Origin of the sequence: Nostoc sp. XA010 (assembly GCF_020829625.1) — a bacterium.
Taxonomy (GTDB): Bacteria; Cyanobacteriota; Cyanobacteriia; order Cyanobacteriales; family Nostocaceae; genus Nostoc.
Window position 1 is genome coordinate 1 of record NZ_JAIVFX010000046.1, and the last position, 24,597, is coordinate 24,597.

A 24,597-nucleotide genomic window follows, 5' to 3' on the forward strand; every position below is an offset into this window, starting at 1 on the left:
TTAAATTTTTCGAGAGTGCCTTCAGGTACAAGCAACCTTTTTAGTTGTTTTTGTTCTCGTAGATTACACGCGAACAAATTATGATTTATTCCGTTATCTATTTTCCCTTAACCGAGCAGTATTGGGTAGTAACTGGAATATTAATCGGGGTAAGATATTTGGGCGTGCTGCAAACATTAGAGTTAAGTGCATTTGACCAACTAGTACGCTTGCGCCCTCCTGAAAAACCAGATTCACGCCTACTGATTGTCACTGTGACTGAAGAAGATGTCCAGGCGCAAAAACCGGAAAAACCTCAAGGTTCATTGTCAGACAAATCACTTGCCAAACTGTTAGAAAAATTAGAGGCATATCAAGCACAAGTTATTGGTTTGGATATATACCGAGATTATCCAGTGGATAAGGATTATCCAGCATTGGCAGCAAGGATGCGAAAAAGTGATCGCTTTGTAGGGGTGTGTCAACTCAGCGATTCTCAAGCCGGAAAACCAGGTGTAAAACCACCCCCAGAAGTTTCTTCACAGAATCTTGGTTTTAGCGATATTGCCATAGATTCAGATAATGTTGTGCGTCGCCATCTGTTAGCATTAACTCCTGCGCCCTCATCTCCTTGTACTGCGCCCTATGCCTTGAATGTTCAACTTGCGCTGCGTTACCTGTATACCAAAGGAATTCGGTTGCAATTTACCCCTGATGGCGCATGGCAATTAGGGAAGGTGACATTTAAACCAATAGAAGCTCATACCGGGGGTTATCAAGGGGTTGACGCTTTTGGACACCAAATCTTATTAAATTATCGTTCTTCTCCTTCACCAGAAGCGATCGCACCAAGCATGACCTTACAACAAGTGTTAAGGGGTAAGCTAAATGCCAATGCGGTCAAAGACAAAATAGTAATTATTGGCACAACAGCAGAAAGTTTTGGTGATTACTGGTTAACTCCCTACATCACTCCTCAAGGAAAATTACAGGCAATACCAGGAGTATTTTTACAAGCCCAAATGGTCAGTCAACTGCTCAGGGCTACTTTGGACGGACAACCTCTATTGTGGACTTGGCCGCTTTGGGGTGAGGTAATTTGGGTTTGGGTTTGGTCTTTTTTAGGCGGTTTGTTTACTGCTTACCTGCACCGATTCATTTACTTAAGCTTGGCAGGAGGAATCGCTATTATCAGTTTATACGTTAGCTGTTTTATATTTTTAATTGTATATAGTTGTTGGGTTCCGCTAATTCCTGCTATGTTAGCTTTAGTAGTCAATAGTTTAATAGCTACAACTTACTTAAACATGAAATTTAAAAATTAATATTAACGCCAATTTGAAGCATGAAAATCGCCGTTTATCGGGCATAAGTCAGGAGATTTTATGAAAAGTTATTGGCAAAAAATACAATTTATTGCGGTATTGGGAATGACTTTGTGGGGAATTATCGGCTATTCTCCAATGATGATGATTTGGATGACATCAGTTGCCGCCACTCCTAAGAAATTTTCGCCACCTCCGCCTCCTCCAGACAGGGGTGCAGCAGGCGATCGCGGAGGGGCTGCAAGTCGTGGTTGTGGTGTTGGGAATCAGTCTGTTATTGCAATTGTACCTGTATACAAAGAGACATTAAATCAAGGGCAAACAGAAACTATTTCTGTTACTAAAGTTTGGGGCTTGACGACTAAGGAATATCCAACTTTTTGGTTTTTTGTCCCCTATCAAAAATCTCTAATTGATTCGATTGAGTTTGTTGTCAAAGATGAGTCAGGTAAACTAAGTCAAACTCTTTACCGAACAGTAGTAACGATCCCAGAAACACCAGGAATTATTAGCATTCCTTTAAGCCCAACTACTCCCTCATTGCAAGTAGACAAGATGTATCACTGGTTTTTTAAGATCAAAATCATTTGCAATCCACAACAACCTCCAGAAGGGGAGTATGTGGAAGGATGGGTGCAACGGGTTAATCTAAATCCTAAATTAGTAAATAGCCCGACGCAAGAAACTCCTCAGCAATCGGTAAAGCTTTATACTGAGAATGGTATTTGGTACGATGCCTTAACTACTCTGGCTGAATTACGTCTTGCCAAACCTCAAGATCCAACTCTAGCGGTAGAGTGGATGAATTTGCTCAAATCCGTAGATTTAGAGAATTTAGCTAAACAACCCCTCATAAAATGTTGCCAAGCTAACGATACCAGCCCTCCAAATATTGACAAATAACATTTTTTATGATATGTATTAACCGGATAGCATCAAGAGTTGTATTGCTTGAGCTTCCGAGCAGTGGAAGAGTGTGGTTATGCCTTGCAAATTTTTCTACGAGAAACATGGCGTTGTGCTTATTATCATCTAACCCTTCATTCTTCTCATCACCAAACTGGAGTACCAGTTATGGTGAAAGTCTCCTGGAGGGTTAGATGAAAACCACTCACTATACCGTCATTAGTCGTTCGGCAGCTTTTACAACAACAGTAGTTTGGCAGCTGTTATACCAACTCCCACCCAACTCCCATCGACTTCTTTACGAACGGTTTTATCTAAATCTTGTAAAACTTCAGGTGTACTAATACCAGTTAATTTTTTAAACCAGCCTCCCCCAGATATTGTTTCTTCTTCGCCAACAGTAATATCAGTAAAAAGTGGTAAGTCTTTCATAGTTTTCTCCTTCAATTGGGTTACTAATTGCAAAGTAATTCCTAAGTTTGGTTGACGATCACCAGCCAAAAACATCACATTTACAAAACTGGGATGCTCCTCACAATCACTCTTTACGATGGGTTTTTACCTTTATGCACTTAGAGAAGAAAAGTTTTTTAAAAAATATTTATAGAGAACTAAGTTTGAGAGAGCGGATTTTCGCTATCCATTAGGTGCAACCTCAAGTTTAGGCTCATTGGCCTTCCCAATACTTCCATGCCAAATACACTCGCATTTTAGCCTAGTGTATAAATTTCTACAAACATCCTGCAAGCGTTTACAAAAATTTGCTGGACTACTCCAAGTTATCCGCCAGTGGATTTTGACGAAAATTTACCGGACAACATATCTGATTTTTTATGTTTAGAAGTTTCCTCAAGCAAATTTTTTAAACCCTGATTGAGAATTTAAACCGCACGGTCTAACGCTTCAATTTTCCCTTGACGAGTAATTTGCTCAAGAGCATCTAAGTAAGCTTGACTACCAGCTTTCCCTAAATGTTTATATCGAGAACTTCTACCATCAGTCTTGGTGAGAAATATTGGTTTGTTAGCTTATAGTTTGTAATACCAATATGTATGATGACGCCTTTTAGCTAAATAGCGGACAATTCAACATCCACCCGGAGCGACCTGACTTGAAGCAATTATCGACTGGATTCCTTCTTCGGGTTTTGCGTTTTTCTTTTAATCGCTGTTTTTGGAGTTCGGCTTCTTCAGATATGGGTGGTTTTTGGCTTTTTTCTCGATGCCATAACTTCTCCCACAACAACAGCCCTGCAATTTTTCCTCCGGAAGGCGAGGTTGATTAGTGATTTATAACTTTGTCTTTTGGGAACCATTACCTAAACTTTAAGTTTTAAAAACTTTCCTCTCATCGAATTAAAATATCTGGTGAAATTAATTGTAGAAAAATTGATCAAGACGGCTAGCTGAAAACCTTTGAAGATGTGGCTCGAAGCCGTGGCTTAAGGAAATTGGATATTCACAGGTAGGAAATGAGCTAGGGAGGCTAGTTGTGACATGGCAATCTATGGAGATAAAAATTGGCACTCAAATTTATTAAGAGTTTTTAGCATTATTGGAGTGCTTGCTCATGTTATATATTGTTGTGAAAATCACGCCTTAGCCCAAATTACCCCTGATGGGACATTGGGCGATCGCTCTTCAATAATCACTCCCGATGTTAATATTAAAGGACTTCCGGCTGACCGGATTGATGGCGGAGCAGTTCGCGGTGCAAACCTGTTCCATAGTTTCCAGGAATTCAATGTCGGAGAGTTGCAGCGTGTTTATTTTGCTAATCCCACCGGAATCTCCAATATTCTCACAAGGGTGACGGGAAGTAACGTCTCGAATATTCTCGGCACTTTGGGTGTGGATGGTGGTGCAAATTTGTTTTTTCTCAATCCTAATGGCATTTTATTTGGGAACAATTCACGGTTAGATGTGGCGGGTTCATTTGTAGGGACTACAGCGAATTCTTTTGTGTTTGGCAATGGGTTAGAATTTAGTGCAACTAATCCTCAGACTCCTTCGCCATTACTAACAGTCAAACCTTCGGCATTGTTCTTCAATCAAATTGTTGCTGCACCGATTCAAAACAACTCAGTCGCACCAGCAGGAATAGATCCCGCAGGTTTTAATGCATCTGGTTTACGAGTAGGAGATGGTAAAAGTTTGCTGCTAGTGGGTGGTAATGTCATCATGGATGGCGGCCAGTTAAATGCTTATGGTGGGAGAGTTGAATTAGGAGGGTTAGCAGCACCTGGAAATGTCAATCTTCTTTTTAATGGGGATAATCTCAGCTTGAAGTTTCCTCTGAATGTGTCTCGTGCAGATGTGTCACTTACCAATAAAGCGTTTGTGTATGTAGAAGCTGCTGGTGGCGGTGATATTGCGATTAATGCCCGCAATATAGATATTGTGGCAGGGAGTCAGCTTTCTGCTGGTATAGCCTCTGGTTTGGGTCAACCAGAGGCGACTGCGGGGGATATCACGCTTAATGCTACGGGTGAAATCAAAGTTGCTGACTCCGGGAGTGGGATTCGCAATCTTGTGAGTCAGGATTCAAAAGGCAATGGCGGTAACATTTTTATCGATTCTGGTGACTTCTCATTACGAGATAGCGCTCAACTTTCTGCCTCAACTTATGGAGTGGGGAATGCAGGGAATGTAACAGTGAATGCAAAAAATGCTGTTGACTTTGCAGGTAACGCTGCCATTCTCAGCACCGTGGATGCAGGAGGTGTAGGTAAAGGAGGTAATATTAATATCAATGCTACAACACTGTCACTCACTGATGGCGCTCAATTGCTAACCGTTACTAGTAGTGCATCTGCTACCCAACCAGCCGGACGGGGGGATGCAGGCAATGTCAATGTTAAAGTCACAGGTAGGGTTGATATTGCTGGGAAGAAAAACGATTTCGAGAGTGGGATTGGCAGCTTTGTGCAAACGGGGACTGTTGGGAATGGGGGTAACATTTTCATCGATTCTGGTGACTTCTCATTACGAGATAGCGCTCAACTTTCTGCCTCAACTTATGGAGAGGGGAATGCGGGGAATGTGACAGTGAGTGCAAAAAATGCTATTTCCCTTGCAGATGCTTACATTTACAGCAACGTGTCAGCAGGAGGTGTAGGTAAAGGAGGCAATATTAACATCAATGCTACAACACTGTCACTCACTGATGGCGCTCAACTGTTAACTATTACTGGTGGAGCATCTGCTACCCAACCAGCAGGACGGGGGGATGCAGGTAATGTCAATGTTAAAGTCACAGGTGCTGTTGATATTGCTGGGAAGAAAAACAATGTTTCCAGTGGGATTGGCAGCGATGTAGAAACGGGGACTGTTGAGAATGGGGGTAACATTACCATCGATTCTGGTGACTTCTCATTACGAGATGGAGCTTTTCTTTCTGCCTCAACTTCAGGAGAGGGGAATGCGGGGAATGTGACAGTGAGTGCAAAAAATGCTGTTGACCTTGCAAATGGTAGCATTTTCAGCACAGTGTCAGCAGGAGGTGTAGGTAATGGAGGCAATATCGATATTAATGCTACAACACTGTCACTCACTGATGGCGCTCAACTGTTAACTATTACTGGTGGAGCATCTGCTACCCAACCAGCCGGACGGGGGGATGCAGGCAATGTCAATGTGAATGTCACAGGTAGGGTTGATATTGCTGGGGAGAAAAACGATTTCTCCAGTGTGATTAGCAGCGTTGTGCAAACGGGGACTATTGGGAATGGGGGTAACATTTTCATCGATTCTGGTGACTTCTCATTACGAGACGGCGCTCAACTTCATGCCTCAACTTTAGGAGTGGGGAATGCAGGGAATGTAACGGTACGTGCAAAAAATGCTGTTGACCTTGCAAATGGTAGAATTTTCAGCACAGTGGAAGCAGGAGGTGTAGGTAATGGAGGCAATATCGATATTAATGCTACAACACTGTCACTCACTAATAGCGCTCAACTGGTAACTATTACTCGTGGTGCATCTGCTACCCAACCAGCAGGAAGAGGGGATGCAGGCAATGTCAATGTTAAAGTCACAGGTAGGGTTGATATTGCTGGGGAGAAAAACGATTTTTCCAGTGTGATTAGCAGCGTTGTGCAAACGGGGACTATTGGGAATGGGGGTAACATTTTCATCGATTCTGGTGACTTCTCATTACGAGACGGCGCTCAACTTCAAGCCTCAACTTTAGGAGTGGGGAATGCGGGGAATGTAACAGTGGGTGCAAAAAATGTGGTTACTGTTTCTGGAACTAATCAAGAAACCGGAGATTCTAGTGCTTTATTCACATTTACTGATTCTACTTCCATTGGCATTGGTGGCGATATCACCGTAAACAGCAATATATTTCGCATCTCCGACGGCGCGTTATTGGATGCACGCACTAGAAATAATCAAAAGGGTGGCGATATTACGGTAAATGCAAATATTTTTGAAGCACTCAACGGCGGACAACTCACCACCACTACCTCAAGCAATGGGCGTGCAGGTAAAATTACTGTCAATGCTGACGATCAGCTAATAATTAATGGTATTGACTCTAGTTACAGCGATCGCATTACTAACTTTCCTGACAATGTACTAAATATCGGTGCTAACAGTGGCTTATTTGTCGGTTCCACAGGTTTAGGAATCACAGGCGATATCGAAGTCAACTCACCCAAATTTACCTTAGACAACCAAGGCAAGCTCAACGCCGAATCTGCATCTGGTAACGGGGGTAATATCAACCTCAACAGCGATTTACTCTTACTCCGTCGCAACAGTCAAATTTCCACCAACGCAGGTACAGAAAAATTAGGTGGCAATGGCGGTAACATCAATATCAACTCAAGATTTATTGTCGCAGTTCCCAATGAAAATAGTGATATCAGCGCCAACGCCTTTACAGGAATTGGTGGTAGAGTTGACATTACAACAAACGGTATTTTCGGTATTCTTCCGCAAAAAAGCCCAACCGAAAAAAGCGACATTACAGCAAGTTCCCAATTGGGAGTGAGTGGGCAGGTAACTATAAACAGTCCAGATACTGACCCTAGTCGCGGCTTAATTCAACTACCCTCTAACCTTGTAGATGCATCCCGACAAATTGCTCAAGGTTGCACTCCCAGAGGACGACAAAACGCCAGTCGTTTTATCGCTACAGGACGCGGTGGATTACCCCAAAGTCCTAATGAACCATTGCGGGGACGAGCAGTGATTACTGGTTGGGTACATTTGCCCGCACAAGCAACAGCCATCACGGATAAATTATCTGCTGCATCTATAACCAAATCTACCGATCCGATTGTGGAGGCTCAAGGGTGGATTGTTGATGCTAATGGTAATATTATGCTTGTGGCTCAATCTGTGCCAAGTTCTTTTATTCCCTTTGCCATGTCTTGTGGTCAATAATTCGTTACTCCAAGATTTAAGGGAGGAATTCCGATGAAACCCAAGATTCATAAAAACAATCAGTGGCAACGGATATGTGACGGATTTAATATATGGTTGATTCATCCCTTTAAAATCCATAAGCTGCCTGTTTTCATTCTCTTGGTTCTAATGACAGCTTTTTTGTGCGTTATTACTTTTCCTGTTGCTGCAACTATAAAGACACAAAATATCGCAACTCTTGGAATATCAATTCAAAATCCTCCTACACAAACACAAGACTTGCTGCAACAGAGTAAATTGCTGTATGAGGCAGGACAATTTGCAGAAGCGGCTAAAGTTTTGCAACAAGCAGTTAAAAGTTTTGGCAACCAAGGCAATGAATTACAGCAAGCTGTAGCATTAAGTAATTTGGCGTTGGCATATCAAAAACTGGGTAATTTACCACCAGCGCAACAGGCAATTACAGATAGCTTGAAGTTGCTCGAAAAATCTTCTAATTCCCAAAATCTTCAGGTTTTGGCTCCAATTCTAGATATTCAAGGTAGTATTCAACTAGACTTGGGACAAGCCCAACAGGCACTTAACACCTGGCAACGTGCGGAAGCCAGCTATAAGCAATTAGGCGATCAAAATGGCATTATCCGCGATCGCATTAATCAAGCACAAGCATGGCAAGTTTTGGGATTTTACCGCCGGGGTTTGACAATCTTGACTCAATTGCAGCAGGAGTTCCAATCAAAACCTAATTCAGTCAGTAAAGCAGTAGAATTACGGTCTTTCGGTAATGCTCTGCAATTAGCCGGAGATTTGAATCAATCCCGTCAGGTATTACAGCAAAGTTTGTCAATTGCCGAAAAATTGGATTCTCCCGAGGATGTCAGCGCAGCTTTATTCAGTTTAGGCAACACGGCACAAGTACAGCAAGATTTTAAGGGTGCAATACATTTTTATCAGCAAGCTGCTGCGATCGCTCCTAACTCGATTACCAAAGTTCAGGCTCAAGTTAATCAGTTGAACTTGCTAGTAAACACGGGACAAACAACCGCCGTGAAGACATTATTGCCGCAAATTCAAACTCAACTGGTACAACTACCTGCTTCTGTGACAACTATTTATGCACAGATTAATCTAGCTCAAAGCTTGATGAAATTCGGGACTACACCCCAAGCGATCGCTCAAATCTGCGCGAGAGCCTTGCAACAAGCTGAAGATTTGGCAGATAAACGAGCCAAGAGCTTTGCTCTTGGGACTCTAGGCAGTGTATACGAACAAACTAAACAATGGTCAATAGCCCAGAACCTTACCCAACAGGCACTGACCATAGCCCAAACAATCAATGCCCCAGATATCGCTTATCGTTGGCATTGGCAGTTAGGACGCTTATTAAAACAGCAAAGAGAGATTGAGGGCGCTATTGCCAGCTATGATACTGCGATCGGTGAGTTGCAGACTCTCCGTAGTGACTTAGTGGTTGTGAATCGAGATATCCAGTTTTCTTTTAAAGAAAGTGTAGAACCTGTATATCGAGAGTCCGTAGAATTATTGTTGCAGTTTCAGCAAACTCATCCGAGCGAATCAACGCTAGACAAAGCTAGACAGAGGATTGAAGCACTGCAATTAGCAGAATTAGACGACTTTTTCCGTGAAGCTTGCATTAATGCCAAAACTGTTTTGCTTGACACCGTGGTAGATAAAGATAATCCCACAGCCGCAATTATTTATCCAATTATTCTGCCTACTCAACTGCAAGTGATTGTTAAAATTCCTAAACAACCACTGCGTAATTATACAGTAAATAAGTCACAGAATCAGGTAGAAGGTACTATAAAACAACTCAGAGAGTATCTATTAGAACCCGATCGGACTGAGGAAGTGCAAGCGTTATCACAGGAAGTCTATGAGTGGTTAATCAAAGAAATTGAGTCAGATTTAAAAGATAGTGGAGTCAAAACCCTTGTATTTGTACTGGATGGAGTATTGCGAAATGTGCCAATGTCCATATTGTATGACGGTCAGCAATATCTGGTAGAAAAATATGCTGTAGCACTCAGTTTGGGACTCCAGTTGCTCGCACCCAAACCCTTGACACAAACAAAACTGAATGTACTAGCTGCTGGGTTAGTCCAACCACCACAAGGCTTTCAACAGCAATTTCCACCGTTACCAGAAATTAAATCAGAATTCGACTCTATTTCCCAAGCAATCGCATCTACCACCCAGTTATTAGACCGAGACTTCACCAGCAAAAACCTAGAGAGTAAGGTGAATACTGTGCCATTTAATGTGTTACATCTGGCAACTCAGGGTCAATTTAGCTCCAGTGTTGAGAATACTTTTATACTTGCAAATGATGGGCCGATCAACGTTACGCAATTTGATAGCCTGCTGCGCCGTCGGGATCAAACTCGCTCAGAAGCCTTGGAAATGCTGGTGTTGAGTGCTTGCCAAACCGCTACTGGTGACAATCGTGCCACGCTAGGGCTAGCAGGAGTATCCGTGAAAGCTGGCGCTCGTAGTACCTTGGCTTCACTATGGCATATCAGTGATAAATCTACTGCTATCTTAATTGGTGAATTTTATCGTGAGTTAGTTAAAACTAAGGTGACAAAGGCTGAAGCCTTGCGTCGTGCCCAAGTAAAGTTGTTAAAAGATTATCCCAATTACAGTCGTCCTGGCTACTGGGCAGCTTATGTATTGGTTGGTAATTGGCTTTGACAGATTATGCTAAGCAGGTATTGTCAAATTAAGCTAATCAGCATTTAAGCTGCAACATAGCAGATTTTAATTATACAGCTATAGGGACAAAAACTAATTCCTTGCTGCATAAGGATTTTACAGATTTTTCAAAAAAGTTTCTCTTCTCGGTGCATAAAAACTAAAAGTCGTCGTAAAGAGTGATATGCAGAGAAGTTCATTGAGTAAGTACTACAAAAAAGGTGCAAATAAGCTGAATTAAAGTTTATTTAATTATCTCTGCATGGGGCATTTAATTATTGCCTGATTACTTATTCCTCTATCTGGGGAACAACTTCTTTTTCCGAAACTTAAGTCAATTTTAATCAAGGAGAAAAACATGAACGACAATCAGCATGAACAATTGTTCACTGAATTAATCCCTGAAGAAGCAGCTGCCATCAATGGCGGTTGGGGCATTAAGAGCATTGTCAACGATGTCGCCAATGCCGTAGACACAGCTACTGACGTAGTGGAAGATCCTGGTAGCGCTGCTGCGGCAGTTGTCGGAGGCGCTGTTGGTGCTGGTGTTGGTGCTATTGGTGGTGCCTTAGGTTTGGACACTGACATCTTCAGGGGAGCCAAGAGTGGAGCCAAGAGTGGAGCCAAGGCTGGATCTAAACTTGCGCGATATCTACTCTAATTTAAGTCAGGATGCTGGGCTGTTTCATTCCCTACAAAGCTTAAAAACCAAGCGTTATAGCAATTTAAAATTGATGATTTTGCTATTTGCGCGGTGAGAGACAATTACACAGCTGAGAGGGGAAATAACTATCAACAGTCCAGATACTGACCTCAGTCACGGCTTAATTCAACTATCCTCTAACCTTATGGATGCATCCCAACAAATTCCCTCTGGTTGCACACCCAGAGGAAGACAAAACGCTAGTCGCTTTATCGCCACAGGACGCGGTGGATTACCCCAAAGCCCTAACAAACCGTTGTGGAAGCAGTGATTACTAGTTGGGTAGATTTGCCCGCACAATCAACACACAGCCACAGATAAATTATCCACTGCAACTATGGCTAAATCTAGCGATCGGATTATGGAGGCTCAAGGATGGATTGTCAATGCTAAGGGTGATGTTGTTCTTGTGGCTCAATCTGAGCAAAGTTCTTCTATTCCCTCTGCCATGTCCTGTAGTCCATAATTCATTACCCCAATTGGGTAGGAATTCCTATGAAATCCAAGAGTCATAAAAACAATCAGTGGCAACGAATGCTCAGTGAGGATAAAAGGATGAACACTAACTTTACAAAAGTAAGTTTGCTGAAATTCAGTCGGATCGCTACACTTCTAGCAACTGGAATAGCAGTTTCTATAGCAGTACCTGCATTGGCAAGTGTTTCATGGGTAAATTACGAAAAGAAAAAAACCAATAACTATATCCCTACTAATGCTGTTGTTGGTGGCAGTCAGAATGGAAAGAAACTGTATGTTTGCCAAGCGATACATGATCAAAAGTATATACCTGGAAAGTTAACTGAGGCTCATAATTGCTTCATTCCGGGGGGGAATAAAGAATATCGCTATACCAAGTATCGTGTACTAACGGGAAACAACTGGAGCTGGAGAAATACTGGGGGAGAATCGCCATCTTCTAGAGATAGAGTTTGGGGCGGCAATCAAGATAATGATGGAAACACATTATATGTTTGCAGAGCCAAGTACAAAGGTGAGTATATACCTGGAAAATACTATGAGCCGACTAAAACCTGCTACGTTCCATTTGGAGGAGCAGAATACCGATTTACAGACAAAAATTTCGAGTTTTTGATGGCAAACTAAACTCAATAGACTGACAACTTTTGAGATACTTTTGGCGGTCATAGCCATTGCTGAAAAATAGTAGTTATCGAAAATGCTAATCATTCATAAGGAGTAGAAAATAATGAGGCTTTCTTACACAATAATTGGAATATTAATAGTACTTTCTTCTCCCGTAGTAACCTTTGCTCAAGATTTCTCTTTTCAAAATATCAATCCACCTGAACCTTTTACTAATTATGTTGAAAGTTATAAAACAAAATTTGAAGATCTGACAAAAAAATACACAACTTCACCTATCACACCCGCTGTTTTCATACAATTTAGCAATGATTTAAGTCAACTTGAAGATGAATTTAGGCAAGAGCGTCGTGAAGATTACGAAACCTTTCGCAAAGTAACGACATTAGGACAAAGTTGTACTAATGGCACTCCTGGTAAAAGAAAAGTATGTCCTGCGCCAACAATAACTTGCCCTGGTGATTTTGAATTGGTATCACAAGAAACCTACATAACGGGAGGTGGTGCCGCGGAGCTTGGTAGATCTAATACAGAGCTATCGTGGGAAGTTGTCAAAACAGGAAAAGGAAGAAATGAGGGAACTGCTGTAGTAAGCTGTAAGTATTCAGATGTCTTTATCAGTAATACAGTAGCCAATGAAATCACAGAAATTAAAAAACTTGCAGGTTTTGGGGATAGTTGAAAAGCAGACATTTCTTATCCATAAGAGATTGAGGTAAATACACATTTGTCAAGACGGTGCAGAAAGAGGAGATAAATGACCTTACAACTTTAGAAAAGCGCGGTAAATTCTCCTAATTTGGATACTTAATTAAAATTTACAACAACAAGCGTGATCTACATATAGTTGTCGTTTATTTGGTTATAGGAAGATAGCGTATTCCTTGGAAGCCAACAATATCGTAGAGGAAAGAATCTAAACTTGACTTCACCTGTTATTGGTTAATCTCTAATAGAAAGTATGAGCTAATACGCTTACAACAAGTTAGTTCATACTTTTTTGTTTTTGTTCTAATTTATCTATTTTCATGGTTAATTTTGAAAAACTATCTTTACAATTATCCCGTCCGCGTTTGAACATTATTGTCTAAAGCTTTATCGAGTTTAGAATTCGCATTCTCCAAATCCTGAGATATTTCTAGAGTAACTTTATTGATTTGCACTTGCCTAGACTTCACAACTAAAACTTGTTCACCGTTTTTGTAAGCGATCGCCCAATCTCGTCGCTCAGGATGGATGTTTGAGTAGTTTCTCCGACACACTACCTTTGATTTTGCCACTTTTCAAATGTACGGATCTTTTTCAGAAATCAAATACTAGTCCTATATAATTCGTTCGCTATGTAATACTCTTCAGCTAGAGTTTTGTACTTTATGCAAAAAGAGCGAAAAACTATCCAGAAGAGACAAACTTTCGGCAAAATGTTTCTGATTTTAGCACTAATTCGGGCTTTTGAGCTTTATTGTCGAACCTAGTTTTAATATCTAACTAATAATTTTGCATAACAGAAACTGAAGAACCAAAATTATTAAACCTTAATGCTCCTAGAAAATTTTCTTGAGGCATTAAGGTTTCGTTAAGTTGTAGAGTTAAATATAGTGCTTGAATGAAAGTCTATATCCAGAGTAGTTAGTCAAGTTCAGTTTTGGGTAAAGAGCAAATGAAGATTAGATGCAATTATATGAAGAAAGATTTACTAAATTCAATCGGCAATCTTTATTAATCATACACCTCTTGCAAGGCTCACTATAATTGCGCTTTGCTTGACAATATTTACAAAAAATACAAGCTCCTTTCAAATGTTCTAAAGTTCATATAAATAATTTATCAGTGAAGTTTTGGGATACAAGTAAATACTCTGGGGAGGGATGTGTTAAAAATAGTTTTACGGCAAGTATGCTGTGGTTAACATCTATATATTTGTTAAGTATTGCACTTGGCATTTAAAGTCTAGATAATTCATTAAAATTAATTATTAGGGCAAGTCATGAACAAAAAATGGGCTATCAAACGAATTACAATAAATCTCGCATCAGTTGAAAGCGAAAAACTTGAACGATATTGTGCAATGACAGGTAGACCTGCAACTGATGTGATTCGGGAGTTGATTCGCTCTCTCTCCATAACCGAGTTGTCAGCATCTGAACAGACTATACCATGTAACTCTGACCCCGTTGTACACAACCATTCTTTACCTACTCATTGTTAACTAAAATACCCAAGATTTAACTAGCACGATATACACAACGCCTATGTGCTAGGTCTTGGTTATATTGCCAATAATGCAAAATACCCGAAAGCAATGCATATATCCATCACATTATTGTATTGCTCTCCATCTTTTTTGTTGAGTTCCCAAGCGAAATTAGCAGTATTCTATTTACGGCTTGCACTCAATTATATATTTCTCTTCAATAGCTCAAGGCTTACTTTTTACTCATTACCTTTGTAATACTATAAGTAATAACAATGGTTCCAGTTTCGTTAATTTTTGATGATTCTGTTTTAAATATTAGACCTGAATTCAATCGTGAATCTGTGACAGTTGTTCCAATGAGCAGAGGACCCAATATTGGGGAATTTGTAGAGATTTATCTAAATCAAAACATCTATTCTCAAGCAGAAAACTTCACAGTAACTAAAGTTGTTCACTGGGTTCTTTTGGAAGGAGATTTTAGGGACTCGGAGCCAAAAGCTGAAATTACTCTTGCTTTACAAAGCTAATTTGGACAAAATACACATCTTGCAAAAGTAACTTTTGCAAGATACCGGGTCAAGGGTAGGCTGTTGACTCTTGACACCTGCATATTTCATTCTCGACTGGATTCTTATCAAAAAATCCTGTATTTACGGGTATATTCTGATGCTGATATTAGGATAACCCGTAGATGGTAGATTGAGAACGAAATCAATCCAATATTATGCAAAGTTTCACAGACCTAGAAAAAAAATTATTAGAGGTACGCAAGTTACAGTCTCAAGTAGACAAGAAAAAAACCGAATTGGACAAGCAAATCAGACAGCTACTCCAAAACAAGTCCCAACTTGACAAGCTCATGGAGCAAGCACGTCAAAAAGAGTCCCTTGTGCAATGCCAGATAGTAGATGGAAAAATTGCAAACAGTTTTAAGAGGGGGACTTCTACCCCCTTTCTCAAGCTGCCTAAATCAACATTATCATTGGCGCGGCTTGGGAGCATTAACTGTAGTGCCTTGTTCAGACACAAGTGATGGGAATATCTGAGAAAATTCTGTTCGTTCATCACCAACTACAAGAACCACAGTGTTATTCATAGATGTAACATATCCGATTTTATCCCTTACTTTGCCATCAATAGAGACACTAATAGAACCTTCTCCAGTGTCATCTAGTTTGAAGTCAAATGAGCCACCTTTTTTCAAGCTAAATTTCTGAAGTTTCTGAGAAGGAAATCCTAAAACTACTTCATGATCCTGATTGGCATTACTGACTACATGAAAGTACCCATTCATCATGAAGTCCTTATCATACTCACCTCGACCTATCCAGGTTAAAAGCCCACTAACGAACAGCGATATAACGATAAACAGTGCTGTTTTTGGAGATTTCATGACAGGTGCAAGTTTTATGCTGACTAAATATTCTACATCTTCAAATAACCGGATTTCTGATACAATTCCATAATTTTCTGACTTGACATTAAATGAGTTCACGTTCTAGCACTAAAGAGTTAGTGAAACTGTAACATTTTGGCAAGTATAAATAAGCACTTAAGTGACAAAGGCATGGTTTCACTACTTACACAACACGATGTCCTTCGCAAAGCGTATCGTAGAGAAGGCGGGCTAAACCTACACTAAAAAATCACACCCCCATCCTGAAACAGTGGCAATTGAATTACTTGGGTTTGTTTGGCGTTATCCAAATTGGACAAGGAAATGCCCAGTAACCTAATACTGCGGTTTTCTAGATCAATGGACTCAAACAGCGCTTTGGCTATCTCAAAAATCGTAGAGAGTTCACTGATGGGAGCAAGCATTGTCTTACTGCGGGTTATCTGATGATAGTCAGAAAACTTGACTTTCAGAGTTAATGTGCGTCCTTGTGTTTCGTGCTGCTCTAACCGTTGCTCCACTATCTGGGCAATCTGTTCGAGTTCCTGCAACATCTGACCGACATCGCTTAAGTCCTGTGCAAACGAGGTTTCTGCACCGATGGACTTACGAACCCGATTCGCCTCAACTGGGCGGTCATCTTCTGCTCTGGCAATTTTGTAGTAATATTGCCCTGCTTTACCAAAGTGGTGTGTTAGCTCCAAGAGCGATCGCTCCTTCAAATCTGCGCCAGTATGAATGCCGAGTAAGTGCATCTTCGCCGCCGTAACTTCTCCAATGCCGTGAAATTTTTCAATTGGCAGTTGCTCTACAAAGGCGATCGCTTCCTCCGGTAAAATCACCGTCAGTCCGTTGGGTTTATTTTGACCGGATGCCATTTTTGCTAGAAACTTGTTAATTGACACGCCTGCGGTTGCCGTCAACTGAGTTTCCTGGAAAATTGCAGTTTTAATATATCTTGCAATCGTAGAAGCATAGGTGATGTTTTGCTTATTCTCAGTCACATCCAGGTATGCTTCGTCTAGTGCAACTCCTTCCACTAAATCAGTGTAGCGTTTAAAGATAGCGTGGATTGCAGCAGAAATCTCTCGGTAAACGTCGAATCTTGGCCTAACAAATATCAGTCCGGGGCATTTTGCGATCGCTGTTACTGACGGCATTGCGGAATGAATACCAAACTTACGAGCTTCATAACTGGCAGCTGTAACCACACCTCGCTGATTCGGGCTGCCGCCGACCACTAACGGTTTACCTCGGTAGCTAGGATTATCTCGCTGCTCTACTGATGCGTAGAAAGCGTCCATATCTACATGGATAATTTTTCTAATTGTAGAAGGGCAGCTTTGCACACTATTTTTAAGCCGAGTCAATCCTAAACAAGTAATCCTATAGTACACTAGCACTAGTCAAAGGGTCATGGGAGTATCTATGCAATTTATTCAAGGCTTGATAGAACTTTCATCTACCTGCTTCGATTAGTTTTTCTATTAATAAGTGAGCGTGATAAATGTGGCTCAAATATGGTGTGGCATCAGATGGGACATTAATATGTGTTGAAGATGTCTTTCGTGGTAAAACTGAGCTTTTATGCCCTTATTGTTATGGTAATCTAACTGTTAAAAAAGGCAAAGTTAAACAGCATCACTTTGCATATTCGTTAGCCACGTGTCTACCTGTGGCTACCCGCGATTTCCCAATTTTACCACTGTACGATAATTTCAATATTTATCTATCGCGTAAAGATTTAGCACAGTTAAAATTGCTGTGGAAAGAATACGGCTCAATCAATTATCCTATCAGCCCTGGCTTAGTTATCCCAGGTCTACTCAAAGCCTTTATGTTTCAGAAAAACGTCTATTTAAACCCTCCAGCTTATGAATTTACGAATTTGGGCAAAATTCCTGTTGGAGCCTTGGAATTTAATTTTTTTAACCAAGTGCAAGAGCCACTATTGCTCAAAAAGCTGTTGAAACTGGAGCTAGAAGCCAAACACGCTTTATATAAAAATGCAGCAGATAAGTCATATTGTCTTACTGACTTAACGCTCTATCGCGCTCAATTTCAACAAATTTTATCTTGTACCTTGTATTTCTTGCAGATTCAAACACACATTGGCACTTTGTACAAGATAGGAGTTACTACTAGACCTATCCAACAGCGATTGCCAGAAATAGAAGCAGATTTACTTGACCCTTATAAAACTGTTGACATCATTACCACCCCAATTGCCCCAGGCCCACTGATTAATGGTACTGCCATTGGTGTAAAAGAAATATCCTCTTTGTCCATAGCTTCATCATTCTCTGATGGCGCACACAATACGAAAACCAAAAGAGTTGAGGCGGTCGTCGCGCGAGGAGTAGTTGCGATACGCGGAACGGCAAAATACAGGATTGTCGACCCAGGAACCGCCCCGCAGCACGGCATTTCCTTGTATTTGAGAAATATTATTATTTTCGCTATCAAACCATGCACTCCCATCTGTTGGCGCACCTTCATAGCTACGGTGCCAATCGTCAAGACACCATTCCTAGACATTTCCGTGCATATCGTACAACCCAAAAGCGTTAGCTACCTCAAAGCTGCCCACAGGTGTAGTTTCCCTTCTGTAGGTTCTTTTTACCCCAGCACCATAAGTATAGTTAGCATTATAATTTGCCAGTTCAGATGTGATTGTTTCCCCAAAATTGAATGGGGTGGTAGTTCCAGCACGACAGACATATTCCCATTCCGCTTCACTGGGGAGACGATAACTTTTTTTTGTATATTGAGATAAGCGATCGCAAAACTCAACCGCATCGTACCAAGAAACTGTTTCTACAGGTCGATTTACACCTTTAAAGTTAGATAGATCAAGATCAAGTTCTCGATTTATTTGTGGTAAAGCCGCCACAGCCCCCCATTCTTCCTGGGTAACAGGATATTTACCTATAAAAAAAGTTGAAACTGTCACTTGGTGTTGAGGACGTTGATCATTGTCGCTTTCTTCTTCAGTTTTTGCAGCGCCCATCATAAAGCTGCCTTCAGGGATGGACACCATTTTTAGCCCAACGCCATTGGCTAACTCTTCAACAAAACACTGAGATTGCTGACGATGGCGATTAATGGTTAAATGGCGACCAGCAGCCAACCGTTCGAGAACGGTTTTTAGATTTTTTTTAGTGACTTTTTCACCAACTACTTCTGATAAAACTTCCCATAGCTTAATAGCAACATTCTTTAAGTGACGTACAGAGTATTCTGCTGACGCTGCAATTTGCTCATAAGTTTGATTGGCTAATGTTCCTTGTATTAATAACTGCTCAGTATTGTTTAAATGTTTTGCTGTTTTAGTAAAAATAATCTCATCTGCAATTTCCAGAGGATTATCTCTACTGATTTGAGCAGATTGATTAACCTCTATAAGTGCTACGTCAAATTCAAAGGGTTTCAGGTTAAAGCCCACATTCAGCAGGTAAAACCAGAAAAAAGGTATTTTAATCTCAGTGGATTGAAGGTAGCTAAAGTGAAAACAGAACCACAAGTAAATGTTAAAGATATTGATCATTTAGGAATAATCGCTGGAATTATAGATGAAATAGGGATTGTGGAGATCATAGATCAAGAATTAGGGACTCATGCACAGAGAAAGTCAGTGCAGGACTGGTGGTGAAAGCGATGATTATCAACTGCATGGGGTTTCTAAGCGCCCCATTGTATTTATTTAGTCAATTTTTTGTGAGAAATCCGAGTTAGAACATCTAATAGGTATTGAAGTAAAAGCTGAACATCTCAACGAATCCAATACAAGCCCGCAATTTCATCTCCCGGCATGGCAACCGGGAGTAGTGAAAGATTACTCTTCACTTGAGATGGGGGCTGCCACCGACGACTAACGGTTTACCTCGGTAGCTAGGGTTATCCCTCTGTTCTACCGATGCGTAGAAGGCATCCATATCAACGTGAACTATTTTCCTAGTTCTATCGACAGATTCTTGTCCCAAGGGTAGCTCCACTACAAGCAGTCTCGCTTTTTACGCACTATGCCTATGCCACGAGCAAATTAAATCCTAAACTACAAATCTTATAGTACACTAGCACTAGTTTGAGCCAAGTTTTGCATATCTGCAAATTATTTAAAGCTTGCTTGAACTTTATGCTATCTGCTCGATTGGTTTTTCTGCTAATGAGTGAACGTAACGATGTGGCTTAAATTTGGTATAGCCCCAGATGGAAAATTAGTCTGTGTTGAAGATGTTGGTAGTGGTAAAACCGAGCTTTTATGCCCTTACTGTTACGGTAAGCTAACTGCTAAGAAAGGCAAAATCAAGCAACATCACTTTGCACATTTTTCAGCCACCTGCCTACCTGTAGCTAGCCGTGATTTCCCAATTTTACCACTCTACGATAATTTTAATATTTACCTATCGCGTACAGATTTAGCACAGTTAAAATTACTGTGGAAAGAATACGGCTCAATCAATTATCCTATCAGCCCCGGTTTAGTTACTCCAGGGCTTCTCAAAGCTGGAATCTTCCACAAAAACGTGTGTTTAACCCCTCCAGCTTATGAATTTACTAACTTAGGAAAAATTCCTGTTGGGGCGTTAGAATTCAGTTTATTCAACGAAGTGCAAGAACCTCTGCTGCTCAGAAAGCTATTGAAACTAGAGCTAGCAGCCAAACACGCCTTATACAAAAACGCAGCAGATAAGTTATATTGCCTTACTGACTTAACACTTTATCGCGCTCAATTTCAACGAATTTTATCTTGTTCGCTGTATTTTTTAGAGATTCAAACACACATTGGCACTTTGTACAAGATAGGAGTTACCGCCAGACCCATCCAACAGCGATTGACAGAAATAGAAACGGATTTACTTATCCCTTATCAAACTGTTGCTATTCAAATACTTGGTACTTGGCCACACAGGGGTAATGTAGAACTATATTTTAAACACCGCTATCATAATTACAATTATCGCATTGGTAGTTTAACTGAGTACTTCAAATTTGGCGCTACCGATGCTAGCGCTGCCCTACATGAGCTTCAACAAATGAAAGATAAAGGTAAGGATTCAGGTCTAATATTGAGGAAGTAAAGAAGGGCGAGACAGGGAGTTACTAGAATTAGCAATTAGAGCCTGTGCAAAAAAATCAATGACAGACCTGCCTTGACAGGGCGAACGCACGGCATTTCTGAAACCCCTGCTGGATAAGGATCTTGACGAAAAAATAGGCTAAATTTAAAAACGTTGAAACCCTTGCTATTAAAGGATTCTTATACTTTAGATGCGTTTGCCCTGCCTGCCTTGACGGCGGCAGGTTTGCACCACTGTTAACAGATGGGCAGTGTGTCTAAACCTGTTCATTGAACGGGAGCCACCACTTACCTTACGTTTCGTCACAGCCAAACGCAGCGATCGTTCAGCCTGATTGTTATCAGGAGGAATTTCAGGGTAGTCAAGGAAATACCACCATTGAATTGCTTTATCACGCAAAGAGCGTAAAAGGTTGCCGTCCGTAGCTCCTGCAAGATCAAGCCACTGATGGAGTGAGGAATACAATTTAGATTTGAATTGATTGACCCAATCGTTGTAACTGGTGGAGTCAAGAGTCTCAAACCATCGAGCATAATTCCTAAAAGCTTCATCAATTAAATCAACAAAAGCTTCGCCAATAGCTTGGTTGTGAAGACCTGGAAGAATAATTAGTTTTTTGAAGTGTCGGCGTAGATGAGCCAAACATTTCTGCTGGGCAAAAGCTGGATAGCCGTTGTAAACGCTAAAATCATCGCTGCTGAGTACCCCTGCATACTCAGTCCCTAAAATTGTTTCTAATTCGGATCGTGAACGAGTGTCAGCAGCAGTAAACAGGCAGAAATCAGAATTGGCAACTACCCACAACCATTCTTTGATTCCTTTGACTGACCAAGGCGTTTCATCCACATGAATGTTAGGTTGTGTCTGTTTTACCCAATTACTTAACTCACTAACACTCGGTTCAATGGCTTGAGTTATTCGTTCATTGGTTGACAAAAACCTCACAGAATTGTTTTTAAACTCTTGATGACATAGCTCTAATGCATCTGATTCCATACTCCTACCCTTGAGAAATTTTTGGACTGAGTTTCGTTTTATAAGTAACTTGAGAAGTCCCGTAAAAATATCTTATTAAACAGATTTCATTACCCGTTATTGAATAAGAGTAATCTACTATAATTGGTCAATTTATTAATTTCTCTCACTCCGAATCCTCTAACATACCCGTCAATAATTCCGACATCTCCTATAGGTCTTTATTCCGGTTATTGGTACGAAAACACGGGAAGGACTATGCAGATTATAAATACGAGGAAGAGGAGGAGGAAGAATAACTTTGTGCTGACATGAACGACCATAAGCGATGCCTGCGGCGGGCTACGCCTACGCTGATGAATTAGCTCTCACTGATGGAATGGCACGCTTGATTTATGTGAAACCTCCTTGCTGGCTATCTTGTTGGGGGTGGGTTGCAGCTTCGTGTGTTCCAGACAATTGAATGCCAGTACCTTAAGGAGTTCAACATCTTCTTAATTCCTCACACCCTTTCATCCAGAAATACCAGGGATTTACGTTTCACAAGCGTGCCATTCCACTTACCACCCTTAAGGCTAATTCCCCTTCTTTACCGTTGCCAACTTCCTTTGACGGCTACAAATCAAAGTCAAGGCTAAATGTTTCTCCATCAGAATCCTCTTGTTCCTCCTCTGTAATTTGAGTTGAACTCCAAGAGGTAAGTTTGTTATCTTCAGTATTAATTGGCGTGAAAGCTACTTGTTGTGTGGGAAATGCACCCTTCCTGAAAGCAAAATAGCAATCAATGATAAAGTAGAGCGTCTCCAGGTAACTCTTGCCTAGTTGCTGTGATTCGGCAGATATCCGCTCACGGTAGCTATCTTTGATCCGAACTTTTTCTGGGGTTAAGTCAAGTTTGTCTGCCATTGCGATCACTTAATAGATGTAGATGCTGGATTCTTGGCAAAAATAGTTTTTGCCATTTCTAAAAGCCCAAAGACATTCGCTTCCACCGGATTGTCCAGGATTTTGAAGCCGTTTTTCTCCAACAGCTTCTTAAATCCTGGTAAGAGGCAGCCTCCACCAATCGCCCAGATTTCATCCCCTTGGTGCTTGGCATCAAGTGTCAAATTCACCACTTTCTTCAAGTATTTTTCATACCAATCTTTCAAACAAGGGCTGTATATATCTTTGATATCAATGTCACGGCTGTATCGGGTATGCCCCATTTCCAAACAAAATCGGATTTTGGATGGATCTCCGATTTTTCCGCCATTTAAATGTTTCATTTTTTGGGAGATATCATCGATGAGAACTTCTACACCGATAGGGTAGGCAGTGTGAACTTCTCGCTGACCCCGGTTATAACGAGAATACAAAGTCGTACCATTGCCAAAGTCTAAAATGGTTAATTTCTTGGGTAGTGGATGCCCAAACAATGCACCCATTCCCTCTAGTACGACTTTAACCACTTCTACTTTCACGTCTGATTGCTTGCCAGCAAGTATTGGCTGATATTCTCCATTGAGTACTTTTTGTAATTCGTTAGCCAAACCAACATCATGTAGGCTGACGACTAATTTTAAGTGCCAAGCCTTACGGTGTGGGAGATGTGCCAATGCACCTAATAAAGTCAATAATGCGTTGTTGACTTTATTTTCATTATTATCGGTGTTCCGGTCAAAATAATTTCCTGTACGGTAAGCTGACTCTCCAACGGTGTAAGCACTGCCGTTAAAAACTACACGTCCTGGAACATCTTCCATCTCGGCATTAGTTATATAGCTGGGGACACGAACTACTTCAAAGCCATCGACTAAAAGTTTGAGACTTCCATAACCGTTATCGAACCCCGCAGGAAAAATTTTTTGCAACGTGTGAATGTTTGACATAGGCCCCAAGTAATACACAATAAGTTGTGAAAATTATCTGTTCAAGTGATCTGCAAGAGCAAGAGAAAGAAGAATAAAATAATTTCCCCTTATTTTCCCAACTCAAGAGCTTATCATAAACCCTTGGGGGCTAAATGGGGTACAAATTGTCAGTCAGTCAAATATACCCCATTTAGCACCTATATGCACCCTATATAGGGGTCAAAATTTCATCAAAGTCCTGAACTATTGTTGGGGTATATATAGCCCCCATATAGCCCCCAATAGTCATTTTTGAAAACTTTTTTATCAACGTAGCAGAAATTAAATTAGATCATCGTTAACTCTTTGATTTATACTTTACTGTCAATCTTTTGTTGAAAAGCAATTCAGTCTTGATCTCTAACTTCTTGCTGAATACGTAACTTAGGGTCACTACTTGCTTACAGGTTCAGCTTTCTCAACTGAATTATCATTCACACCCAAAGTCAATTCCAAAGGAGTTCTTTCTGGGTAAGCTTTTACCACTTGTCGATAAACTTCATAGTTAGTAGGTAGCGTGTTCTGAGAATTACCCACTCCATAGGTCAGTTTGTACTTTACATCTTTGATCAATTCAGGTTTTCCTGCCTCTTCTTGAGGTCTTTTACGTTGTTCAACTTCATCAACACTTGGTCGCGGCGGTACGGTAGGCCACCATAACCCTCGGTCATCTGGGCCAACAACTGCTCCTGGTGGTTTTACTCCATTCCGATTCACCACTGAAGTGTTAGCAAAGGTTTCAATGCGTGGCTGTGGTTGACTAGTTAGGTTATTAGCATACTTAACTTGCCAGGAGTAACTGGTGAGTGCTGTAGCTTCATACTGTTCAGCAGTAGTAGTGCTGCAACTAGTTAGTGTCAGTGCCGTTAGTGCAGTTATTATTGAGGGTAAAAATCTCATTTGCATTATCAATGGTTAATATCTTTTACTAATTACTCTTGAAGAGGGA

General features: G+C 40.8%; 21 protein-coding genes and 3 pseudogenes. 13 read left to right on the top strand and 11 right to left on the bottom strand.

Translation table 11 applies throughout. The features are described 5' to 3' along the window. Window positions 1-80: 80 nt before the first annotated feature. Together LC608_RS31985 and LC608_RS31990 are read left to right on the top strand one after the other, a co-directional pair. Window positions 81-1,304: a CHASE2 domain-containing protein gene (locus tag LC608_RS31985; RefSeq protein ID WP_229557409.1), complete on the top strand. Its 1,224-nt coding sequence runs from the start codon at window positions 81-83 to the stop codon at window positions 1,302-1,304. Between the two features lie 60 nt (window positions 1,305-1,364). Next, entirely contained in the window at window positions 1,365-2,207 is an 843-nt protein-coding gene (locus LC608_RS31990; RefSeq protein WP_229557410.1) for a DUF928 domain-containing protein, read from the top strand. Between the two features lie 240 nt (window positions 2,208-2,447). On the opposite strand, the gene LC608_RS31995 is transcribed toward LC608_RS31990, so the two are convergent. Beyond that, the gene (locus tag LC608_RS31995) at window positions 2,448-2,642 is read right to left on the bottom strand and encodes a hypothetical protein (RefSeq protein ID WP_229557411.1); all 195 of its coding nucleotides are present in this window, start codon (window positions 2,640-2,642) and stop codon (window positions 2,448-2,450) included. A 1,064-nt stretch (window positions 2,643-3,706) separates the two neighbouring features. Between LC608_RS31995 and LC608_RS32000 the strand changes: the two genes are divergently transcribed. From LC608_RS32000 to LC608_RS32020, 7 genes are all read left to right on the top strand, one after another. Then, on the top strand, window positions 3,707-7,603 hold the full coding sequence (locus tag LC608_RS32000) for a filamentous hemagglutinin N-terminal domain-containing protein (protein ID WP_229557412.1): 3,897 nt from the start codon (window positions 3,707-3,709) through the stop codon (window positions 7,601-7,603). A gap of 33 nt (window positions 7,604-7,636) precedes the next feature. After that, window positions 7,637-10,300, top strand: a complete 2,664-nt coding sequence (locus tag LC608_RS32005; RefSeq protein ID WP_374108476.1) for a CHAT domain-containing protein — start codon at window positions 7,637-7,639, stop codon at window positions 10,298-10,300. Between the two features lie 358 nt (window positions 10,301-10,658). Continuing rightward, window positions 10,659-10,961: a hypothetical protein gene (locus tag LC608_RS32010; RefSeq protein WP_229557413.1), complete on the top strand. Its 303-nt coding sequence runs from the start codon at window positions 10,659-10,661 to the stop codon at window positions 10,959-10,961. A 187-nt stretch (window positions 10,962-11,148) separates the two neighbouring features. After that, the gene (locus tag LC608_RS37050) at window positions 11,149-11,274 is read left to right on the top strand and encodes a hypothetical protein (RefSeq protein WP_267871284.1); all 126 of its coding nucleotides are present in this window, start codon (window positions 11,149-11,151) and stop codon (window positions 11,272-11,274) included. A gap of 66 nt (window positions 11,275-11,340) precedes the next feature. Next, window positions 11,341-11,469 carry a hypothetical protein gene (locus tag LC608_RS37055; RefSeq protein WP_267871285.1) on the top strand — a complete coding sequence of 43 codons (129 nt, stop codon included), beginning with the start codon at window positions 11,341-11,343 and terminating at the stop codon, window positions 11,467-11,469. Window positions 11,470-11,558: 89 nt separating this feature from the next. Next, window positions 11,559-12,107, top strand: a complete 549-nt coding sequence (locus LC608_RS32015) for a DM9 repeat-containing protein (protein WP_229557414.1) — start codon at window positions 11,559-11,561, stop codon at window positions 12,105-12,107. A gap of 103 nt (window positions 12,108-12,210) precedes the next feature. Next, the gene (locus LC608_RS32020; protein WP_229557415.1) at window positions 12,211-12,789 is read left to right on the top strand and encodes a hypothetical protein; all 579 of its coding nucleotides are present in this window, start codon (window positions 12,211-12,213) and stop codon (window positions 12,787-12,789) included. A 376-nt stretch (window positions 12,790-13,165) separates the two neighbouring features. Here the strand turns inward: LC608_RS32020 and LC608_RS32030 are convergent, their stop codons facing one another. Next, on the bottom strand, window positions 13,166-13,387 hold the full coding sequence (locus LC608_RS32030; protein ID WP_229557416.1) for a hypothetical protein: 222 nt from the start codon (window positions 13,385-13,387) through the stop codon (window positions 13,166-13,168). Between the two features lie 707 nt (window positions 13,388-14,094). Here LC608_RS32030 and LC608_RS32035 point away from each other — a divergent pair. Both LC608_RS32035 and LC608_RS32040 read left to right on the top strand, forming a co-directional pair. Further along, window positions 14,095-14,316, top strand: coding sequence for a CopG family transcriptional regulator (locus LC608_RS32035; RefSeq protein ID WP_229557417.1), 222 nt, complete (start codon window positions 14,095-14,097; stop codon window positions 14,314-14,316). A 260-nt stretch (window positions 14,317-14,576) separates the two neighbouring features. Next, on the top strand, window positions 14,577-14,831 hold the full coding sequence (locus tag LC608_RS32040; protein ID WP_229557418.1) for a hypothetical protein: 255 nt from the start codon (window positions 14,577-14,579) through the stop codon (window positions 14,829-14,831). A 452-nt stretch (window positions 14,832-15,283) separates the two neighbouring features. Here LC608_RS32040 and LC608_RS32045 read toward each other — a convergent pair whose 3' ends face one another. The 4 genes and pseudogenes from LC608_RS32045 to LC608_RS32055 form a co-directional block, all read right to left on the bottom strand. Further along, window positions 15,284-15,799, bottom strand: coding sequence for a hypothetical protein (locus tag LC608_RS32045; RefSeq protein WP_229557419.1), 516 nt, complete (start codon window positions 15,797-15,799; stop codon window positions 15,284-15,286). A gap of 143 nt (window positions 15,800-15,942) precedes the next feature. Next, complete coding sequence (gene dinB, locus LC608_RS32050) at window positions 15,943-17,049, bottom strand: DNA polymerase IV (protein ID WP_308189961.1); 1,107 nt, start codon at window positions 17,047-17,049, stop codon at window positions 15,943-15,945. 844 nt (window positions 17,050-17,893) lie between these two features. Continuing rightward, window positions 17,894-17,989: a MarC family protein gene (locus LC608_RS37725; protein WP_374108477.1), complete on the bottom strand. Its 96-nt coding sequence runs from the start codon at window positions 17,987-17,989 to the stop codon at window positions 17,894-17,896. Window positions 17,990-17,996: 7 nt separating this feature from the next. Then, a pseudogene (locus LC608_RS32055) lies at window positions 17,997-18,740 on the bottom strand (formylglycine-generating enzyme family protein). A 276-nt stretch (window positions 18,741-19,016) separates the two neighbouring features. Between LC608_RS32055 and LC608_RS32060 the strand changes: the two are divergent. Then, window positions 19,017-19,435 (top strand): annotated as a pseudogene (locus LC608_RS32060) (DUF4277 domain-containing protein). Between the two features lie 107 nt (window positions 19,436-19,542). Here the strand turns inward: LC608_RS32060 and LC608_RS37395 are convergent. Further along, window positions 19,543-19,695 carry a hypothetical protein gene (locus tag LC608_RS37395; RefSeq protein WP_229557421.1) on the bottom strand — a complete coding sequence of 51 codons (153 nt, stop codon included), beginning with the start codon at window positions 19,693-19,695 and terminating at the stop codon, window positions 19,543-19,545. Window positions 19,696-19,881: 186 nt separating this feature from the next. Between LC608_RS37395 and LC608_RS32070 the strand changes: the two genes are divergently transcribed. Continuing rightward, on the top strand, window positions 19,882-20,781 hold the full coding sequence (locus LC608_RS32070; RefSeq protein WP_229557422.1) for a GIY-YIG nuclease family protein: 900 nt from the start codon (window positions 19,882-19,884) through the stop codon (window positions 20,779-20,781). Between the two features lie 213 nt (window positions 20,782-20,994). On the opposite strand, the pseudogene LC608_RS32075 reads toward LC608_RS32070, so the two are convergent. The 4 genes and pseudogenes from LC608_RS32075 to LC608_RS32090 form a co-directional block, all read right to left on the bottom strand. Next, window positions 20,995-21,717 (bottom strand): annotated as a pseudogene (locus LC608_RS32075) (IS66 family transposase); the annotation flags it as partial. A gap of 654 nt (window positions 21,718-22,371) precedes the next feature. After that, window positions 22,372-22,662 carry a hypothetical protein gene (locus LC608_RS32080; RefSeq protein WP_229557423.1) on the bottom strand — a complete coding sequence of 97 codons (291 nt, stop codon included), beginning with the start codon at window positions 22,660-22,662 and terminating at the stop codon, window positions 22,372-22,374. A 5-nt stretch (window positions 22,663-22,667) separates the two neighbouring features. Continuing rightward, window positions 22,668-23,627, bottom strand: a complete 960-nt coding sequence (locus LC608_RS32085) for a ParM/StbA family protein (RefSeq protein WP_229557424.1) — start codon at window positions 23,625-23,627, stop codon at window positions 22,668-22,670. Window positions 23,628-24,041: 414 nt separating this feature from the next. Next, window positions 24,042-24,554, bottom strand: coding sequence for a hypothetical protein (locus tag LC608_RS32090; RefSeq protein WP_374108478.1), 513 nt, complete (start codon window positions 24,552-24,554; stop codon window positions 24,042-24,044). Between the last annotated feature and the right edge of the window lie 43 nt (window positions 24,555-24,597).

What these genes read in the sequence shown, in the direction of transcription:
- LC608_RS31985 (WP_229557409.1), top strand. Translation starts at nt 81, where the DNA reads ATGATTTATTCCGTTATCTATTTTCCCTTAACCGAGCAGTATTGGGTA.
- LC608_RS31990 (WP_229557410.1), top strand. Translation starts at nt 1,365, where the DNA reads ATGAAAAGTTATTGGCAAAAAATACAATTTATTGCGGTATTGGGAATG.
- LC608_RS31995 (WP_229557411.1), bottom strand. Translation starts at nt 2,642, where the DNA reads ATGAAAGACTTACCACTTTTTACTGATATTACTGTTGGCGAAGAAGAA.
- LC608_RS32000 (WP_229557412.1), top strand. Translation starts at nt 3,707, where the DNA reads ATGGCAATCTATGGAGATAAAAATTGGCACTCAAATTTATTAAGAGTT.
- LC608_RS32005 (WP_374108476.1), top strand. Translation starts at nt 7,637, where the DNA reads ATGAAACCCAAGATTCATAAAAACAATCAGTGGCAACGGATATGTGAC.
- LC608_RS32010 (WP_229557413.1), top strand. Translation starts at nt 10,659, where the DNA reads ATGAACGACAATCAGCATGAACAATTGTTCACTGAATTAATCCCTGAA.
- LC608_RS37050 (WP_267871284.1), top strand. Translation starts at nt 11,149, where the DNA reads ATGGATGCATCCCAACAAATTCCCTCTGGTTGCACACCCAGAGGAAGA.
- LC608_RS37055 (WP_267871285.1), top strand. Translation starts at nt 11,341, where the DNA reads ATGGCTAAATCTAGCGATCGGATTATGGAGGCTCAAGGATGGATTGTC.
- LC608_RS32015 (WP_229557414.1), top strand. Translation starts at nt 11,559, where the DNA reads ATGAACACTAACTTTACAAAAGTAAGTTTGCTGAAATTCAGTCGGATC.
- LC608_RS32020 (WP_229557415.1), top strand. Translation starts at nt 12,211, where the DNA reads ATGAGGCTTTCTTACACAATAATTGGAATATTAATAGTACTTTCTTCT.
- LC608_RS32035 (WP_229557417.1), top strand. Translation starts at nt 14,095, where the DNA reads ATGAACAAAAAATGGGCTATCAAACGAATTACAATAAATCTCGCATCA.
- LC608_RS32040 (WP_229557418.1), top strand. Translation starts at nt 14,577, where the DNA reads ATGGTTCCAGTTTCGTTAATTTTTGATGATTCTGTTTTAAATATTAGA.
- LC608_RS37725 (WP_374108477.1), bottom strand. Translation starts at nt 17,989, where the DNA reads ATGGACAAAGAGGATATTTCTTTTACACCAATGGCAGTACCATTAATC.
- LC608_RS32070 (WP_229557422.1), top strand. Translation starts at nt 19,882, where the DNA reads ATGTGGCTTAAATTTGGTATAGCCCCAGATGGAAAATTAGTCTGTGTT.
- LC608_RS32080 (WP_229557423.1), bottom strand. Translation starts at nt 22,662, where the DNA reads ATGGCAGACAAACTTGACTTAACCCCAGAAAAAGTTCGGATCAAAGAT.
- LC608_RS32085 (WP_229557424.1), bottom strand. Translation starts at nt 23,627, where the DNA reads ATGTCAAACATTCACACGTTGCAAAAAATTTTTCCTGCGGGGTTCGAT.
- LC608_RS32090 (WP_374108478.1), bottom strand. Translation starts at nt 24,554, where the DNA reads ATGCAAATGAGATTTTTACCCTCAATAATAACTGCACTAACGGCACTG.